Origin of the sequence: Lentzea sokolovensis (assembly GCF_033949975.1) — a bacterium.
Classification (GTDB): Bacteria; Actinomycetota; Actinomycetes; order Mycobacteriales; family Pseudonocardiaceae; genus Lentzea; species Lentzea sokolovensis.
In genome coordinates, this window is the sequence record NZ_JAXAVU010000018.1 from 96,757 (window position 1) to 114,780 (window position 18,024).

Genomic DNA, 18,024 nt, shown 5'->3' on the forward strand with positions numbered 1-18,024 from the left:
CCAGAGTCCAGCACGATGCTCTTCCGCATTCCACCGCAGGAGAGCGCTTGACCAAGAACCAGGACCCCAGCAAGATCGTCTCCCCGTTCACCGGGTGGGACATGGACGGGTACAGCAGTCATGTCGTCGACGACCAACGGCAGGCTCAGGCCGCGCTCGTAGAGATGGATCAGCGAGCCGCTCAGGCCGCGGGTCTTCCTCGCCTGAGCAAGAGTTCAGTTCAACGCGCGGGTGACGGGGCCATGATGAGGTGGCCAGCTGACACCGACCTGGCCCGCTTGCTGACGGACTACCCGGCCAAGCTGGTCACGGAACTGAATGCCGTCAACAAGCGGCTGGCGGCCGAGCATCGGATCCGGGTGCGCATCGCGATCGGGTACGGGATGTCGGAAGAAGCGGCCGGTGGTTTCGCAGGGCCGGCGCCCATCGCAGTTGCAAGGATGCTCGAAGCGGAGTCGGTCAAGCAAGCACTCAAGGACAACCCTGACGCTGCAGTCGTCCTCGTGATCGATTCCTATCTTCACAAGGAGTTCGTTCTGCAGCACGTGTCCGGACTGAATCCCAACGACTTCACCCCGGCACAGATCTCCGTGAAGAACTTCCACGAGACGGCCTGGATTGCCGTCCTGGGCCGCGATGAGCGCACCCCGACGGTGATGCCGGCGAATCCGGAGAAGACGCGCGAAGCCGGTGACCCCAGGACATCAGGGCCGATCATCGCCGCCGTTATCGGTGCTGTCGCCGCGATCACGGCAGCGATCATCACCGCATCCGCCTATTTGAACAAGGCTGACGGCACGAACACATCGACCCCGCCCACGACGCCGACACCAACGAGCGCGCCTACCGCGACAACGACCACGGCGTCGTTGAGCACCGTTTCCCCGCCCGCGCTCGCGACGTTCAAGGAGGTAGGTGGCAACCGCCTCGGTGTGCAGACGTTCATCAGCACCAGGGGCCACGTCGCGGACAACAAGCCCTTGATCTACTTCGGTGACGAGGTACAGGTACGTTGCTGGGCCGCCAACAAATCTGGCATGCCAAGCATTAACCGCTTCTACTTGATCACCGGAGGCATCTGGGACGGGCTGTATGCCCCGGCGAATACTTTTCTCAACGGTGCCCCGCCGGAGGACCCCGGCTCGACCCAGATCGATCCGGCGGTTCCACCGTGCGCCTGAGGAAACCGGCGACTGCTGCGGTGTCCTCCGCCGCTGTTCTGGTGCTCGTGACCGTCGCGGTGACAGCGTGGCGCGCCGGGCAGTCCGGGGAGGAATTGCCCGGCAGCCTCACCACGGCACCGCCTAGCGCCGACACCTCAGCACCGTCGTCTTCATCGTCATCCGTGTCCGATACGCCTCCGACGACGCAACCGTCCACCGGCGATGCCCCTACGACCACCGTTGTAGCAGTGCCGCCGCCCAGCCTTGGCCCGACGTCCCGCACAATCGGGCGTTCGCCGCCGATCCCATCCGGCACCGTCGGTCCGGCACCTACCAGCACAACGACTCCGAAGCCGTCAGGAGTGCCTGTCACCCAAGGCAACCGCAACGGCGCCAACACCTTCCTCGACACGCAGGGTCTTGCGATGGGACCCGACAAGGTCCTGTTCGGACAGGTGGTGCTCGCCTCGTGCAAGGTGCTGAACACATCGATGCCTAGCGCCAGTCCCGCCGGCTACTGGTACCGGATCGCCAGCCCGCCGTGGCACAACCGGTACTACGCCGTCTCGAACACCTTCACCAACGGTGATGATCTTGGTGACCCCAGTGGTTCCACCCCCGTCGACCCTGCCGTTCCCGACTGTTGAAAGGACACCTCGTTGGCCAAGCTCCCGCTCATCCTCATCGGAGTTGTCACGCTCGCCTCGGGTATGACCGTCGCAATCGGCCCGCAGCCGGAGGTCACCGGCTTCCCGACCGCAGAGCCTGTGGTCCAGGATGTAGCAAGAGCCGCCGCTTCTTCAGCGGGTAAGAGCGTGGTCTACCGGGACTCCAACGACCGTATGGTGGCAATGCGGCCATGTCCTGGCACGCCGCAGCGCGCCCCTGACGACACACACTGCGCGCCGTTCGACTTCCTGCCCAACGGGACCTACGTGACCATGCGCTGCTGGCAAGACACCGCGAAACCCGACGGCTACCCGTCGCCGCGGTGGTTTTACGTGACGCAGGAGGAGAACGGCTGGCACCCCGGCTGGACCGGCTGGGTGTACTCCGATCTCGTCAAAGCGCAGACCTCCACACCGAACTGCACACCGGACATCCTGGCGGCACACCCGACGCCACAGCATCCAGGCCCGCCGACAAATATCGAGATCCGGGGCACGTGCACCAGCGCGGGAGGCTCACTGTCCGCCGTGTCGAGCGGCTTCACCCCTGGTGGGCCGTTCACCCTCTCGATCTCCTGGAATCCCGTGGAAGAGGAGGTGTTCCAAGGCAAGGTCGACGCACGCGGAGGCGTTCCATGGACGTGGTCCTGCGCCGACAGGGACAGCGGTGACTACGACCTGCGCGCGGTGGATGAAGCCTCCGGGCGCTGGGCATGGTCGAAGTTTCGCGTCAACACCCCGCCTCCCTCCGTGCCATCGCCACGGTCCGTGCCTTCGCCGACCGAGCCATCGCCAGCTACAGCTGCACCGACCCTTTCCACCCATGTGCCGCCGACATCAACCGGTATTCCGCTTCTGGTGTCTCGCGACGTCGTCACCGACAACCGGGTTACCAACGGACCCACGCAGATGCGTGAGGACAGCCCTGCTTATCTGTCTACCCAGACCCTGGCTCGGTGCAGATCGCTGGGCTGCGCCATCCCCGGCACAGAATTCGGCAGCGGCAGGACGTTGCGAGCCGTCTGTCAGGTGATCGGCGCCGAACTCACCAACGGCGACCGGACGGAGCCGTCGGACGACAACAACCCAGGCTTGTTCACCTCCAACCGCTGGTACCGGATCCAGTGGAACGCCTCAACCAGCGGCTACCTGTCGGAGGTATGGCTGCGATCGTCCGACCGCGGCGGCGCCGGGCTACCGATGTGCTGACTCAGATCCAGCCCACTCGGCAGGTCGGACGATTGTGGAACCAGGTATGCATCCGTTTCCCGTCGCCGAAGTCACCTGCGAGAAGGAACGTGGTTCTGGTGCGAACGGAATCCCGTGCGTCCACGCGATCGGTTCCAGCTCGTCGGGCAGCGAGGTGACCGTCAGCGAGTGGTACCGCACCCGGAGGTGCTCGTCAATCAACGACCAGCCACCGCCGTCGCGGGCAATCGCTTCCTCACTCGACGTTGCAGCCGAGACGCAGCCGTTCCCCGCTCGGCGATATCGTGGCAGATCCTGCACTCGACGGCGGTAGTTTCGTCGAGTGCGTGGCGTGAGGAGAGCCTGGCCGTCTTCGAGTCCTACCGGCTATGTGACTCAAGTGCTTGTGCGCCGCCGGAACTCGGCGGCGCACAAGCACACATCCGCGATCGATCAGTTCCAGTTGCAGCCGAAGTAGCCCTGGCTTTCCCATTGGTAGATGCTCAGCCGGAAGCATTCGCGGATGAGGCGTTCGTGCTCGGCCGCCTTGCCGCCGGCGAACTTGCCGACGTAGAGCCGGAGTTCGATCTGGAGCTGAGGGGACTCGAACCCCTGACCCTCACACTGCCAGGGGCAACCCTGCGCCTCTAGCCTGCGAAAACATAAGGGGCACAAGAAAACCAGCGCAGTTGACTACCGTTCAGCGCAGTTACGTGCAGCTTACGGACGAGGTGGCAGAACAGAACCACTGCCGCACACCGTGTAGCAGGTTGGGGGCGGTTGGAGCGACGCGAGCACCGCGGCAGCTGCCACGCGGATGCTGGCTCTGCGTCTGCCGCACCTGTTCGGCGCGGCGCCATCATCACGGTTCGATGGTCAAGCGATGCGATGCAGGAGTCCAGGGAGCCGAAATCGTGCCGTCAAGCTCCCATCCGTAGCGGCTCAGCCGATCGCCATCCGTTGTCTCACCAGAGTTATGCAGGAGGCGCACGGCAGCGCCGTGGGCGAAGCGGTCACCGGCTGTGGCACGAGCCCAAAGCCAGGCACGTCCTGATCCTGCGTACTCGCCTGGATCCGCACCGACAGGCCAGCAGCGAAGACCTTCTCGATCCGCACGCCGAGCAACTGAGGGAACACGACACCGAGCAACTCCGTGATCAACACACACCATGATCAACTACGGAGGGCCGTCACGAAAACCGTGCCAGATCCAGGTTTTCACGCGTCGCCGACAGCGGCCGACCTGGCGCGGACGGAGTCCCCTATCCGAAGGTTTCGGACAGGAGTTTTGGCCTGGTGCTTAGATGCGCGCAGCCGACAACCAGTCCACCTAACAAGTAGCTCGAGGACGAGCATGTCCGCACCCAAGAAGCATCACTACGTGCCACAGTTCTTGCTCCAGCTCTTCGCCGACGACCGCGGGCGGCTTCTGATCTACCGAACTGACCGTGTCGCTTCCTATCCATCGAACGTGCGGGACGTCGGGCACACCAACCTGGGACACAGCCTGTACTGGCCCAGTCGCGAACCGGACCACGTCACCCTCGAACAGGGCATGAGCGAGATCGAAGGTGCTGCCGCCGAGGTGATCAAGACGCTCCGCAGCACGACCACCAGAACGGTCAGCGAGGCTCAGCGTGAGGTACTCGGCTTCCTGATCTCGCTGCAATGGGCTCGCAGCCGGTTCTTGCTCACTACCGTCCGACGCAGCGTGACGGGGGATGTTCCTGTGGACGACAGCAATCGCTCTGCAGGGCTGCTCCCCATACTCATGAACGTTCTGGGCCCGTGGTGGGCTCGCGCCCGCGACGAGTTCAATCCCAAGGAGCGATCCAGCTACGTCGTGGACTGGCTGCAGCACGGGCCGTGGACCTGGCGGTTGTACCGGCCAACTTCAGCCAAGCTTGCGGTTGCCGACAACCTGGTCTGCATGTGGGGTGTAGCCGACGGCGAAACCAGCGACATGCCAACAGCATGGACTCATCATGGCGTCGCACTCGGCTTCGGCAACTGCGCACGCATCACCGTGCCGCTGGCGCCCGACCTGGGATTGATCATCGCCCGTGAGCCGTACACCAACCGCCGGCTCAGCGCCTCAGACTTCAACCGGGCCACGGTGTTCAACTCGCGGGAGTTTGTCGCGCACCGCCCTGACGGTTTAGCTGACGACCCACTGCGCCAAGCGCTGGATGACGACATCCAGACGCAGCGCTGGATCCTCCCGACCATCTGGGGCGCCACGCTCAGCGCTGCTGACAAGGAAGCCCGCGAACTTGCCGACCTGCCCGATCCGTTTCACCAGATCGGCCCTGTCGACGACTGACTGTGGACACAAACGCTGCCACCACGGCAGTACCACAGGTGACGATTCTGTTTGCCGTGCAACGGCTTGCGTACGGGGCGCCAGGTACATATGCGACTCTGCCGTGACTATCGTCAGTCCATGAGCGCAGACCGCCCCGATGAAAAGTTCGCCCTAGCCGTCGTCGGCAAAGTCCTCGACGTACTCGTCGAGGAGTACGACGTCAACGGGCGCCAGGCCGACGTAGACGCGCTGCTGCGCTACCCAGACGGGCGTATCGCCGCCCTGGAAGTCTCGTCTCTCGGTCCGGTCGAGGAGGCACGCATCATGAACGTCCTCGACAAGCAGGGGCACAAGCGCACCATCGCTGGTCTCTCCCAGTGCTGGATGACTTGGGTTCCGCGGGACTTCTCCCCGAGGAAGTTCCACCTACTCGATCAGACCCTCCTTCACTGCGAGGACCGCGGCTACACCGACCTCAAGAATGCAGTCGAGACAAGCACAACCGCTGCTGAGCTGTTCGATCTCGGAGTGGGCGGTGTTGCGACGAAGGAACCGGTCACCGGCGTTCCGATCGTGTGGGTCATCACCGCGCCGATCGGCGGCTTCACCGGAACCGGCGGACTGGACCTGCCTGACCTGGTGAACGCTGCGCTTCTTGACGAAAAGTTGCAGGGCAAGATCGAAAAACTAGCTGCGTCTGGCCACGAAGAGCGGCACCTGTTCCTGTCGGTCAGGCCCCAAGCCTTCAGCTTCGCCGCCTACGACAACCTGTGTTTCGGAGGGCCGCTGCCGACCGAAGCCCCTCAGTTGCCGGAGGAGCTCTCCCAACTCTGGCTCGTGAGCGGGTTCAAGGAGGGCGGAGTAGTTCGAGCGATCGCCAACCACGAATGGCGACGCGACCACCCCTTCGACTGACCTGGCCCGCACCACGCGCAGAACGAGATCAGCAGCGGAGGCGAGGCAAGCCCAAGCTGGGGTTCCTGGGTGCAAGGTTAATCGACGCCGCATGTCCCCCGGCGACGCCGGGGGACCGCTTATCGCCGGCCCGTGGTTCTGGTCGTGGTGTGTCTTTGCAGTACGGGGATGTGGCTGGCTATGCGGCGATGCGCCACGAGGTTGACAGAGGTGTCGACGCGACAGGCTACGCCTGCAACAGCTTTTCGTTACGAGGCATCAAAGATCGACCCGACGCGGTCAAGCAGGGCGGTCCACTCGCGATGGAGTACCGCGTTGAGCTGGGACTCAAGGTCCTGGCGCGCCTGCTCCTGAAACCAAGCGCGGTTGCGGCGCAGAACGCGGTTGCGGTACCCGGAACCGTGTCCCCACTCCGCCGCGTTGTCGAGCCAGAACTGGGGATCTTGCCGCAACTGGTCCTGGTAAAGGGTGAGGCTGGTCAGCTGTACCTTGCGGAGCAACTCCTCGTACGAGGCGGCCATTAGACCCTGCGCCTGGGATAGCAGCTCCTCTGCTTCGGGCATGGAGGCACGAAGCGTGCCGCACATGTCGGAGAACCCGTTCACCGAGTTGTGCAGCGCCATCACCGCGAGTTTGCGCGCACCATGGCCAAGCTGGTGCGAGTAGCTCAACGACCGCCATTCGCCCTCTCTCCGGATAGCAGCGTGGACGCTGCTCGCATGAGCGGTCTCGATCTGGTCAAGGAGGGTGTCGTGGACGTGGCCGCCGATCGATGCAGGCGCGGGGTGCTGCCTGATCCAGGTGGCCAGGAGCCTGCCAGCCTCGCGCTGGACCTCCTGCACCTGTTCCTGCTCGGCGTTGTCGAGAAGGGTGCGCGTTCTGGCCAGGACGCCGTCCAACTGCCCGCGGAACTCATCGCGCGTGTGCGCCACTCGCTCGCGCAGAAAGGTTCGGAGGAGGCCAGGCTCGTCTTCTAGGGCGTTGAAGAAGAAGACCGGGCTCTCACCCAACCGATAGGGAATCAGCGCAGTGCCCACCTGCTCGCCCTTGAGTTCGTAGCCCTCCTCAATCGTTTCGACCTGCGCTCCGACTTCGTCCTTGACCGCGCACGCCTCGTTCGGACGCGCGAGGACGAGCACCCCCATGTTGGAGTCGATCCGCGAGTTGTTGATGTCTCGAGCTCGCTGGAGCAGGTGTTTGATGGTGTCCGACGGGGCGTCGTTGAACGCAGAGCACAGGATCGACACCGTGTGGGGGTCTTCTAGCAGAGCTTCGAGATCAGCTCGGGCCGAAGGCTGGTCGATCCCCCTGGTGTCGATGATGCTGACGTCCAGATCTCCGGCATCCAGCAGCTGTGGAACCACAAGATCGATTCGTCCCGGCAGGGAAAACTCCGGATGCCGCCCGTTGTTGATCTGCTCGAAGGTCGTTCTCATCCACTCCAGAGGGCTAGCGGCGAGCGCGGGGGTGTGCCACTCATCCCGCCTGTCCCGCCGATGCAGGCCCATCCGGGTAAGCACCTCGACGACAAGTTCACGCTTCGACGGAATCTCGGCTGCGAGCACCTTGGCCGGATCCGCGCGCACTGTCTTGCCGTCGGCACCCTTTGTTCGCTTCGGCACGAGGTTGGCCATGTTCCGAATCGCGCGTTCGATCTCCCGCGGTACTGCAGGCGGACCGTCGTCGTCAACGACAGACGGACTGGCCTGCAGGAGCTGATCGACGAAGTCCTCGACGTCCGCGCGGATGTCGTCGTGGGTACGGGGCTCGACGATGATGCCGTATCCGGGCCCAAGACCGAGATGGACTTCACACAGCGTGACGCCACCAGCCCCCGTCTCCAAAACCGGTACCGGGCGACCATGCTGGCCGGGCACTTCAAGGCCCGTCGCGCGGCAGATCGCCGTGGACTTGCCAATGCCGATGCTGCCGATGAAGGCGATCTGATGTTCGCGCCGCAGCAGCAAACCGGCCAAGCCGGAGATTTCGTCGACGTACTCTCTTAGCCGACGCTGAAACGCGGGGCGGGCATCAGGAGCGGCGGCAGCTTCCTCCAGGGCGGCCGTCATCCGCTCGGCGTCCCACAACAAGTCCTGTTCAGGGTGATCGAGCGCTGGTCGAGGAAGGAACCGCCAGTCTCGTTCGAGGACGACAGCCAGCTGCGACGCTTCCGAAGTGGCGATGGCCTCGAGCAACGCCTGGAGCTCGTCATCTGAAATCGCGCGCTCGCCGGCCTCGATGCGGGACAGGACCGCCTGACTCCAGGTGACCCTCCGCGCCAGCTCCGCCTGCTTCATTCCGGTCCGCTCGCGCAATTGGGCCAATCGATGACCCAGCTGAACGTCGCCAAACTCATTCATAGCCGACACAGGCCCTCCCTAACTCCTGGCGACAGGTTGCAGCAACGTTGCTGCAATTGTCAAGAGAGGTTGCTGGAGGCTAGGTGTCCTTCGCTCTGCACCCGAATACTGGTTGCTCTGGGTGACTAGAGTTGTACCGTGATCCAAGACCGCCAGCTGGTCAGCCGCGCCACGCGGCGCGCGTTCCGCGACGCCGCCTCAGGTGTTGTACTGCGAGACATCGACGGGATGTGGCAGGACGAAGGCTTCGCCCCCAGCGGCGAGGACAACCAGGAGCAGGGAGAGCGCCGGAGTCGCTTCCGCGAGTACGAGCACAGCGTCAACTGGGCCGATCACTCGCACGTTGCCCGTGCACTGCTCGCCTTCGAGACGCTGCTGCAGCAGCTGTCAGACGACCAGATCGTCACCCTGCAAGGACGGCTGGAACGAGATTCACCGAGCAACGGCGGATCGTGGCGGTGGCGAGCCCTGCGGCGGTTCCGGTCTCACTTGCCCACTTGACTGATCCGTCGGCGATCCTGGACGGCTTCGACCGCATCGCCCGTACGCTGCCCGGCCACCCCCGCGAGGCCATCGGCGCGGCGAAGGAGCTGATCGAGTCCACCGCCAAGGTCGTTTTGGTTCAGCTCGGGCAGCCTGTGGATGAGCGTTCCGATGACCTGCCCGCGTTGATCAGTCGCGCCCAGAAGGCTCTGCGGCTGCACCCGTCGACTGCCACAGTCGGTCCCGACGGATCAGACGCCGTCAAGAAGATCCTGGGTGGCCTCACGTCGGCGGCAGTAGGCGTAGCCGAGCTGCGCAATCGCGGCTACGGCACGGGCCACGGGCCCGCGAGCACCCCGGTAGGGCTTCATCCCCGTCATGCCTACCTCGCGGTCGGCGCGGCCCGGACGTGGTGTCAGCTGATACTCGACACCCTCGCCGATCAGCGAGCGCCGTGGCGCGAAAGCCAGGCTGCTGCCGCCGCGCCGAGCAGGAAGGCGTCTGGGAGTTGACCCTATCCGCTGAGGCTTCGCTGGTCAGGCCACGAAGTCGACGATCCACTCGGTGTCGCTCTCGACGATCTTGAGCCTGTCCAAAGAGAGTGTCAACGCGCACCCCGGCTCCAGGATTGCGCTAGCCAGTACCCGCAGTTCCTGGCCCGTGCCAGGGATATCAAAGTCCACGCGGTCGAGCGTGGGGAGGGTGCTCGCGCTCAACCGCGCCGCACCTGAGGCCCGGTTCGCGAACTTGGCTTCGTAGTACGGAGTCTGGTCGATCTGAAGCTCCACGTCGAACTCGACGTTGCGGCAGCCTGATTTGAGGGACACGGCCGGTGAGACGGAGCTGATCTTCCGGTACTTCAGCCCTGGAGGGAGGGTGAAGATGGTCGAGATGTTCGGGTCATCGGCGCGCAGTTCGAAAGACAGAGCGTTCTGCGCGTTCAGCGGTGCATCACCCTGCGGCGTCAGTTCGCCCACATAGCGCGTCTCGGAAGAGCTGAAGACTGAGATCAGGAAGATCACGCCGAAGGCGACCAGCACACCACCTCCGCCCGCGCCGACCTTGACGGGAGAAGTGGTCCCGGCGCGTGTTTCGACGGGTTCCTCCGCGGGTTCAGCGGCTCTCGCGATTCTTGACAGAATGGGCTTGGGTGACGGGGAAGTCTGCTGCCGGGGTTTAGGCGGACGAGCCATACGGCGGCTGGACGAGCTGGGGCGGGGTTGTCGCGAGTGCCACCACCGCAGCAACAGGTCGAGCATCGTCAGCTCACCGATCGGAGTGCAAGCCGGGTTCGGCAGGAGCCACAGCTCGCCGACGTTACCAGTGTTGAACGGCTGAGGAATCCTAAGCTTGGTGTGCCGCAGCCGATGGCGCACCTCTTCATAGATCATCCACGGGGTCAGGAAGGGCGAATCGTCCGTGACGCCGGTACGCAGCAGATCGATCAACTTACCTGTGAACAGGGTGAACGGCTTCCCGCCAGGCACCGTATCGGAGCCATGGGTGGAGGCGAGGATGAACGATCCCTCGATGTCGAGCAGAGGGCCGTCGGATCCGAGGTGGTCGACCGCGAGACCGCTGTGGCAACTGTCGATCACCACCATCTTGCGCTGTGCGGAGACGTTCTGCTGAAGCGCCAAGCGCAGCCGGTCCCACTCCAGCGCCGACGCCTCCCGGAGCCGGATGTCTTGCGCGGTCCCACTGTCGGTCAGGAACAGCTGACGGGTCTCACTCGGGAAGCCGTGGCCAACGTAGTACAAGAAGAAGAAGTCAGTCGCCTCTTCCCCGACCTCCAGGATCTTGCGCAGGATCTCGGCCGGGGAAGAGGGATTTGGCAGCAAAACGCAGTTCTCCGGGGCGACACAGCCCTGTGGACCGCTGAGCAGTTCTCGCAGCGCCTCGATGTTGTTCTGCGCGCCGGGAACGTCCTCCCAAGCCGGATCCTCGTATGTGCTCACGCCGATGAGCACCGCGTACGACTTGCTGCGGTCAGGGCGTGTCATCGTCGCCGGACGAAGGGAGGCTCGGCGTGTCGAGGCGGCGCAGCAGTTCTCTCGCTTCCTCCGGAGCGATGTTCTTGAACGTCCCCGTGACCTCCCGCTCGCCGTCCTTGATCGTGAGCTCGAAACTCTGCTCGGGGCGCCGGTGTTTGAGCCACTCGCTGAGGGTTTGCAAGAAGACCGCGCCCACCCCACCGCTGCCGACTGCGATCACCACGGCGTCCCAGGCCCCGCTCAGCTGTCCCTCGGCAGGTGCCGGCACGAGCGTGACCCTGCCTCGGAATTCAGGATCACGCACGAGCCAGGAACGCAGACTGGGCAACGAGATGCTGTCCTCCGGCATCCGGACAAGCAGTTCCACTCAACACACCTCCGCAACTGTGGCAGATACTGGCAACGACATCGGACACCCACCGATCTCCGTTACCGTTCGACGGAACGCCGCAGCATTCACCAGGGGAAGAAGCATGACCGACCTGCTTTGTACAGCCGCACCCATGCACAAGATGCTCGACGCCGCGGCAGTGGCCAACGCCGACTATGTACGGCACGCAGGCATCCAGTTCGACACGGTGTGAGGTTCCCCCGGTAGCTCGGAGACTTTCAAGCATGGTCCGATAGGACCTGAAGGGAGTCGTCCGTGGCACCACCGAAGAAGTACCCCGACGAGCTGAGGGCTCGTGCAGTCCGGCTGTATCGAGAGTCTGATCCCAAGCCGGTGATCCGTCGGCTGGCCGAGCAGCTCGGGGTGCATCACGAAGCACTGCGCAACTGGATCCGTCAGGACGAGGCCGACCGCGGCGAGCGTGACGACCGGCCCACGACCAGCGAGTCGGAGGAACTGCGCCGGCTGCGGCGGGAGAACGCGGAACTCAAGCGTGCCAACGAGATCCTCAAGGCCGCGAGCGCTTTTTTCGCGTCGGAACTCGACCCGACCCGGCGACGGTCGTGAAGCTCGTTGCGCAGCTTCGTGGCCGCTTCGGGGTCGAGCCCATCCTCCGGGTCCTCGGTATCGCCTCCTCCACCTACTACGGCTGGGTCCGGCGCCAGGCAGACCCGTCACCGCGGCAGCGCCAGGATAAGGAGCTGGTGGCCGAGATCGTGGACATCCACACCACCTACGGCAGCCCACGGGTGCACGCGACGCTGCGCCGCCGCGGGATCCTGGTGTCGCGCAAGCGGGTCGAGCGGCTGATGCGTGACCACGAGCTGCAGGGCGCGTTCCTGCGCAAGAAGTGGCGAACGCCCTCGACCCGACGTGATCCACGAGCGGCGCCGGCACCGGATCTGGTCAACCGGGACTTCACCGCCCCGGCCCCGGACCGGCTGTGGGTCGCCGACGCCACCCGCATCCCCACCGGCGAGGGCGTGTTCTGGCTGGCCGCCGTCCGAGACGCCTTCTCCAACCGGATCGTGGGCTGGAAGACCAGCGACCGCTGCGACACCAGCCTCGTACTCGGCGCGCTGGAGTACGGCATCTGGTCGCGGGATGTCCGTGACGGACAGCTGATCCACCACAGCGACAGAGGCTCGACCTCCACCTCGATCCGCTTCGCGCAACGCCTGGCGGATAACGGAATCCTGCCGTCGATGGGCTCGGTCGGCGACTCCTACGACAACGCGCTGATGGAGAACTTCTTCTCCACACTGAAGATCGAGCTCGTGTACCGCAACTCGTGGCGCACCCGTGACGAGGCCGAGAACGCGATCTTCAGCTACATCGACGGCTGGTACAACACCCAGCGCATCCAGAAAGAGCTCGGCTGGCTCAGCCCCGACGAGTACGAGGCCGCCTGGCACGCCGATCAACTCGAGCCATCTATCCTTCCTGCGTCCCCGACCGGAGCCAGGTAACCAACCCTCCGAGTTATCGGGGGAACCTCAATGTGGGCTGAAGGCATTGCGCAGCTGATGGACCACCACGGCTCCGGACGGCATCCCTGGCAGTCGTTCAGTGACGAGTGGAAGGTATGGGCATAACCAGGTGTGAAGCGTGGTCATTCATACGGGGCCCTGCGAGCGGATCGGCGCACGGCCGTTGTCGGCACTCTTCGGTATGGTCGCTCCGTCCTTTCGGTATGGTCGCTCCGTCCGCGGCGAAGGGACGGATCATGGCGCTGACGACCTCCCTGGCGGGCCGAGTCCGCAACACGAGTCTGCCCAAGAGCCACGCGCTCCTGCCGCTCCTCGAGGCGATCGTCAACGGCATCCAGGCGATCGACGCGCGGCACGAGGACTCCACAGTGCCTGGTCGGATCGACGTGAAGGTGTATCGCGACGCACAGACAGAGTTTGACTTCGGCCCATCAGGCCCTGGGCGCGCCCCAATGAAGCCGATCGTCGGCTTCACAGTCAAGGACGACGGCGTGGGATTCACGGCTCAGAACATGTCCTCGTTCGAAACGTTGGACAGCGACTACAAGGCAGACCTCGGCTGCCGCGGCGTCGGGCGACTGCTGTGGCTCAAGGCCTTCGACAGGGTGACGGTCCGCAGCGCGTACGAGGACGAGGACAGGCAGCTACGGGGACGCCAGTTCAAGTTCTCGGTCGAGCGCGAGGTCGAGCAAGACGGCGAAGCGGACGGGTTCGACCGTGCCGGCACGGTCGTGAGCCTCGACGGCTTCAAGAAGTCGTACCAGCAGCATGCTCCGAAAGGCGTCGATGCCATCGCGCGCGAGGTATTCGAGCACTGCATCTGGTACTTCCTCAGGCCCGGCGGCGCACCTATCGTGACGATCGCAGACGACGACGAGTCGGTGTCGCTGGCCGACCTGATGGACGAGTTCGTCGACTCGGAGATGGTGCCGTCGACGATCGAGGTCAAGGGCAAGAAGTTCGACATGATGAACCTTCGACTCAAGGCGTCTGCGCGTAGTTCCGTCCCCCGTCTCCACTGGTGCGCGGCGAGCCGCGTCGTCATCGAGGAGAACCTAAACGGGAAGGTACCGGGGCTCCACGGCAAGCTCAACGACCAGGAGTCCGGTGAGTTCGTCTACGCGTGCTATCTGACATCGGACTACCTCGACGATCGTGTCCGGTCCGATCGGACGGCGTTCGACATCAGCGACCGCAACGCGGACGATCCGCAGGTCGACGAGCTCTCGTTGGACGACATCCGGGAGGCTGTCCTCGAAGAAGTCGGAAGGATCCTGCAAGAGCCGCTGAAGTCCGCGCGAGAGCAGGGTAAACAGCGGATCCACGACTTCGTGAGCAAACGTGCTCCGCGGTACCGACCGCTTCTGGCCAAGATCGAGGAGCGTGGCATCACGGTCGATCCGTCGATCAAGGATCAAGACCTTGAGTTCCTACTTCACCGGCACCTGCAGAAGATCGAGTCCGAAGCCTTCGTGCAGGGACAGGAAATCTTCGCGGAAGCCGATTCGGAGCCGGCGGAGGGCTACGCGGAACGACTCGTGGCGTACCTCAGCACCGTCAGCGAGATCAACCAATCGGACTTGGCGGCGTACGTCTCGCGCCGCCGAACGGTGCTGGATCTGCTCGGGCGTCTGATCCGCGCGGACAAGGACGGAAACTACAGCCGAGAGGACGCGATCCACACGTTGATCGTGCCCATGCGGACGGATTCCAATGAGATCTCCTCCGAGGGGTCGAACCTGTGGATCATCGACGAGAGGCTCGCATTCCACGACTACCTCGCGTCCGACAAGACGCTGAAGAACATGCCGATCACAGGGTCCGGCTCCACGACGGAGCCCGACATACTCGCGACGCGCCTCATCGACTCGCCGGTGCTCACATCGGAAGGGCAGAAGCTGCCCTTGCCGTCGATCGTTGTGGTCGAGATCAAGCGTCCGATGCGCAAGGACGCCACCGAGGACAAGAATCCGATCAAGCAGTGCCTCGACTACGTCAAGAGGATCCGCGCAGGGGGCGTGCTGACCGCGACGGGGAGGCCAATCCCGCCGACGCACGAGCCGCCAGCCTTCTGCTACATCATCGCCGACCTCACGGCCAAGATGATCGAGCGGTGCGAGACCTCGAACCTGCGCCCGACACACGACGGCCTCGGGTACTTCGGCTTCAATGACGCAGCCAAGGCGTACATCGAGGTCATGAGCTTCGATGGGCTGGTCAACTCGGCCACGGAGCGGAACCGGGCGTTCTTCGACAAGCTCGGGCTGCCCAGCTAGGCGCATCACGCGGTAGAGATCTCCATGACGCTCACGCTCGAGCCGATTCTCCGCAGCGCCGACATCGACCCCTCTGACGCCAGGCGATCCACAACGCCTTCGTGCGCGAGCGCGAGGACACCAGCCTTCCTGGCATACACGCCGACTCCACCGGCGATGTCGCAGGTTCGAATCCTGCCGCCGGTCATAGCGGGGTTTTCGTCGGTAGGCAGGGACCTCTTACGCTGGTGGTTGTCTAGCCAGAACACCGTGGCGGCCATCCATAGGGATGAGGTCGTGATGAACGGCGCCGCTCCTGACAGGGCGATCGCGATGGATGCCGCGATCGCTTTGCCGCGCACGTTGGCTGCCGAATCGCGTGAGGTCTACGAGCAGGAGAGAGCGGGAGAGTTTGGGCGCTGGGGCGATGTGGACCGTGTCGACCGCAGCGCACCGCCTACCGGGAGCGTGCCGCAAGCCGTAAGCAACGAACGCGAACCGCGTCAAACCGAACAGGGCGAAGCCTGTGACTCAGTCCCGTTGGTGGACGACTACGCCAGTTCACGCCGATTCCGGCCGGTTCAGCAAGTTCACCCGTTCGTGGTGACCTCATTTGCCGTTAGTCAAAACGAAGGAGCCAGCGGCTCCTTATTCACTCCTTCATCCGCCTGTTGATCATGAAATTGATGATCAAGCGAAGATCGTTTCGCGCGAACGAAAAAGCCCGCCGACCTGGGCTTTCACCCAGAATCAGCGGGCTGTTTCAGACCGTCGGGACGACAGGATTTGAACCTGCGACCCCTTGACCCCCAGTCAAGTGCGCTACCAAACTGCGCCACGTCCCGGCCACACGTCCGGTTTCCCGGCGTGCATGAGAAATCCTACAACACCCCGGACAGAGATCAAAAACGACCCCCGAAACAGGCCGCGAGCTGCGGAAATACGGCGGGGACCCGAAGTTCGGGTCCCCGCGTCCCTCGGTCCGACCGATCCCCCGATCCTCGACCGACACCCAGATCATGCGGTGGCGGTGTCTCGGGCGCCACCTCCGAAAGTCGAGTCTTGTCCGTCAACCTTCGGCTTACCGGGCGGTAGGACGGCGCTGACGCTGAAGCCGCCGTCTGCTCGGTACGAGGTGGTCAGGGTGCCGCCGGCGAGGCGGACTCGTTCTGACAGGCCGTGCAGGCCCGCGCCTCCTCCGTCGGCCAGGGACGGTAGGTCGCCTGGGCCGTTCACCACTGCTACGCGGACTGGTGTGGCTCTGTCCACCGTTACGGTCACGGTGGCGCCTGGGGCGTGTTTTGTCACGTTGGTGAGGGATTCCTGGACCACTCGGAAGAGGGCTCTGGAGACGGCTGGGGACAGTGGGGTGTCGCCTGTTTCCGAGAGTGTCACGGACACGCCGGCCACTCGGGCTCGCTCGACCAGTTCCTGCAGGGAGGGGTAGGAGGTGTCGGAGTTCAGGAGGCCCAGGGCCGCTCGCATTTCGGACAGCGATTCCTTTGCCAGGGCGCGTAGGCGCAGGGCGGTCTCGCGTACTGCCGCGTCTGGGGCGGTGGCGGCCAGGGCGGCTGACTCGACGGCTATCAGGGTGGCGTGGTGGCCTACTGCGTCGTGGATCTCGCGGGCTATTCGGGCTCGTTCCGCGGCACGGGCTGAGGTCTCTTGTGCCTCTAGTTCTGCGGCTCTGGCTCGGCGGGTTTCGTATAGCGACTGGGTCAGCTCTTTGCGGGTGGTGATGAGGGCGCCGAGGGCTGTGGGGGCGGCGGCCAGGCCGAAGGCGAACGCGGTGGCCAGCAGTAGTGGGCCCAGGGGGATGGACTCGGTCATGAGGACTGGGGCGATGGAGGCCACGGTCATCAGCAGGGCCCAGAAGAGCTGGACCGGGATCGACTTCTCCTTGCTTCCCAGGCGGTATTGGGCGACCAGTGCCGGGGCCCAGCCCAGGCCGCCGGCTACCGCGGGGACGCACAGGAGGGAGGCCAGCCACGGCCAGCGCAGGCGCAAGGGCAGCAGTAGCGACGCGGCTATCGCGGTCCACAGGGACCACTCGAACGGGCGGTCCTGGGTCATCAGGACCACTCCCGTGGTGACGGCGACGGTGAGGACTTCGCGCAGGACCGGTTTCACCACACACCGACCTGGTGCGCGACGAGAGCCGCCTGCACCCGGTTCTCCACGCCCAGTTTGGTCAGGACGGTGGAGACGTAGCTCTTCACCGTCGCTTCGGACAGGCAGAGTTCTTCGGCGATCGAGTGGTTCGAACGGCCTGCCGCGACCAGTTCGAGGACCTGGCGTTCGCGGGCCGACAGCGAGTCGAGCTGGCGGTTGGCGCGGAAGCCGCGCAGGCGCGGTAGCAGGCGGGCGGTGATGCGCGGGTCCAGGACGGCTCCGCCTGCCGCAAGGTCGACCACGGCTCGGACCAGGGCTTCCGGTTCGGCGTCCTTCAGCAGGAAGCCCTGGGCGCCGAGGTCCAGGGCGGTCGCGACGTAGTCGTCCAGGTCGAACGTGGTCAGCACGGCGATGGCGGGTGGTGTGGCCCAGGTGCGCAGCCGGCGCACCGCCTCCAGGCCGTCGACGCCCGGCATCTGGACGTCGACCAGCGCCACGTCCGGCAGGTGGGCCAGGACCGCGTCGACGAGTTCGGCGCCGTCGGCTGCCTCGCCGACCACCTCGACCCGTCCGTCGGCCTCGAGGAGGACTTTCAGGCCCCGCCGCAGCAGGGCCTCGTCGTCGGCTAGCACCACGCGTACGGCCACTGACCCAACCAACCGCACCCCATGACAAAGGGCAACCAGATCGGCCGGGTCGT

The 18,024-nt window shown here is 64.6% G+C and carries 17 protein-coding genes and 1 tRNA gene; 11 read left to right on the forward strand and 7 right to left on the reverse strand.

Translation table 11 applies throughout. From position 1 onward, the window contains the following. Positions 1-47: 47 nt before the first annotated feature. From SK854_RS45875 to SK854_RS45885, 3 genes are all read left to right on the forward strand, one after another. Positions 48-1,181, forward strand: coding sequence for a hypothetical protein (locus tag SK854_RS45875; protein WP_319981496.1), 1,134 nt, complete (start codon positions 48-50; stop codon positions 1,179-1,181). Positions 1,182-1,525: 344 nt separating this feature from the next. After that, positions 1,526-1,810: a hypothetical protein gene (locus tag SK854_RS45880; RefSeq protein ID WP_319981497.1), complete on the forward strand. Its 285-nt coding sequence runs from the start codon at positions 1,526-1,528 to the stop codon at positions 1,808-1,810. 12 nt (positions 1,811-1,822) lie between these two features. Beyond that, the gene (locus tag SK854_RS45885; protein ID WP_319981498.1) at positions 1,823-3,040 is read left to right on the forward strand and encodes a hypothetical protein; all 1,218 of its coding nucleotides are present in this window, start codon (positions 1,823-1,825) and stop codon (positions 3,038-3,040) included. 921 nt (positions 3,041-3,961) lie between these two features. Here SK854_RS45885 and SK854_RS45890 read toward each other — a convergent pair. Next, complete coding sequence (locus tag SK854_RS45890) at positions 3,962-4,180, reverse strand: hypothetical protein (RefSeq protein WP_319981499.1); 219 nt, start codon at positions 4,178-4,180, stop codon at positions 3,962-3,964. 193 nt (positions 4,181-4,373) lie between these two features. Between SK854_RS45890 and SK854_RS45895 the strand changes: the two genes are divergently transcribed. Next, positions 4,374-5,342: a DUF4238 domain-containing protein gene (locus tag SK854_RS45895; protein ID WP_319981500.1), complete on the forward strand. Its 969-nt coding sequence runs from the start codon at positions 4,374-4,376 to the stop codon at positions 5,340-5,342. 120 nt (positions 5,343-5,462) lie between these two features. After that, the gene (locus SK854_RS45900) at positions 5,463-6,239 is read left to right on the forward strand and encodes a hypothetical protein (RefSeq protein WP_319981501.1); all 777 of its coding nucleotides are present in this window, start codon (positions 5,463-5,465) and stop codon (positions 6,237-6,239) included. A gap of 248 nt (positions 6,240-6,487) precedes the next feature. Here SK854_RS45900 and SK854_RS45905 read toward each other — a convergent pair whose 3' ends face one another. Then, entirely contained in the window at positions 6,488-8,599 is a 2,112-nt protein-coding gene (locus SK854_RS45905) for a helix-turn-helix domain-containing protein (protein WP_319981502.1), read from the reverse strand. Between the two features lie 138 nt (positions 8,600-8,737). On the opposite strand from SK854_RS45905, the gene SK854_RS45910 reads away from it, so the two are divergent. Both SK854_RS45910 and SK854_RS45915 read left to right on the forward strand, forming a co-directional pair. Beyond that, positions 8,738-9,100 (forward strand): hypothetical protein, encoded by a 363-nt coding sequence (locus tag SK854_RS45910; RefSeq protein ID WP_319981503.1) that lies wholly within the window; start codon positions 8,738-8,740, stop codon positions 9,098-9,100. Next, complete coding sequence (locus SK854_RS45915; RefSeq protein WP_319981504.1) at positions 9,097-9,594, forward strand: abortive infection family protein; 498 nt, start codon at positions 9,097-9,099, stop codon at positions 9,592-9,594. Before SK854_RS45910 ends, SK854_RS45915 begins: the two co-directional genes overlap by 4 nt. A gap of 24 nt (positions 9,595-9,618) precedes the next feature. On the opposite strand, the gene SK854_RS45920 is transcribed toward SK854_RS45915, so the two are convergent. Both SK854_RS45920 and SK854_RS45925 read right to left on the reverse strand, forming a co-directional pair. Beyond that, complete coding sequence (locus SK854_RS45920; RefSeq protein WP_319981505.1) at positions 9,619-11,085, reverse strand: caspase, EACC1-associated type; 1,467 nt, start codon at positions 11,083-11,085, stop codon at positions 9,619-9,621. Continuing rightward, entirely contained in the window at positions 11,072-11,443 is a 372-nt protein-coding gene (locus SK854_RS45925; RefSeq protein WP_319981506.1) for an effector-associated constant component EACC1, read from the reverse strand. Before SK854_RS45925 ends, SK854_RS45920 begins: the two co-directional genes overlap by 14 nt. Positions 11,444-11,722: 279 nt before the next feature. On the opposite strand from SK854_RS45925, the gene SK854_RS45930 reads away from it, so the two are divergent. The 4 genes from SK854_RS45930 to SK854_RS45945 all read left to right on the forward strand — a co-directional run bounded on the left by SK854_RS45930 (position 11,723) and on the right by SK854_RS45945 (position 15,887). Continuing rightward, the gene (locus tag SK854_RS45930) at positions 11,723-12,034 is read left to right on the forward strand and encodes a transposase (protein ID WP_166056390.1); all 312 of its coding nucleotides are present in this window, start codon (positions 11,723-11,725) and stop codon (positions 12,032-12,034) included. Continuing rightward, positions 12,031-12,936: an IS3 family transposase gene (locus SK854_RS45935; protein ID WP_319981507.1), complete on the forward strand. Its 906-nt coding sequence runs from the start codon at positions 12,031-12,033 to the stop codon at positions 12,934-12,936. The genes SK854_RS45930 and SK854_RS45935 overlap by 4 nt, the downstream gene beginning before the upstream one ends. 257 nt (positions 12,937-13,193) lie before the next feature. Continuing rightward, positions 13,194-15,233 (forward strand): hypothetical protein, encoded by a 2,040-nt coding sequence (locus SK854_RS45940; protein WP_319981508.1) that lies wholly within the window; start codon positions 13,194-13,196, stop codon positions 15,231-15,233. Between the two features lie 24 nt (positions 15,234-15,257). Then, positions 15,258-15,887, forward strand: a complete 630-nt coding sequence (locus SK854_RS45945) for a hypothetical protein (RefSeq protein ID WP_319981509.1) — start codon at positions 15,258-15,260, stop codon at positions 15,885-15,887. A 96-nt stretch (positions 15,888-15,983) separates the two neighbouring features. Here the strand turns inward: SK854_RS45945 and SK854_RS45950 are convergent. From SK854_RS45950 to SK854_RS45960, 3 genes are all read right to left on the reverse strand, one after another. After that, a tRNA-Pro gene (locus SK854_RS45950) sits at positions 15,984-16,057 on the reverse strand. Positions 16,058-16,229: 172 nt separating this feature from the next. Beyond that, a complete protein-coding gene (locus SK854_RS45955; protein WP_319981510.1) occupies positions 16,230-17,345 on the reverse strand; it encodes a sensor histidine kinase in 1,116 nt (371 codons plus the stop codon). Further along, positions 17,339-17,971: a response regulator transcription factor gene (locus SK854_RS45960; protein WP_319981511.1), complete on the reverse strand. Its 633-nt coding sequence runs from the start codon at positions 17,969-17,971 to the stop codon at positions 17,339-17,341. The genes SK854_RS45955 and SK854_RS45960 overlap by 7 nt, the downstream gene beginning before the upstream one ends. Positions 17,972-18,024 lie beyond the last annotated feature (53 nt).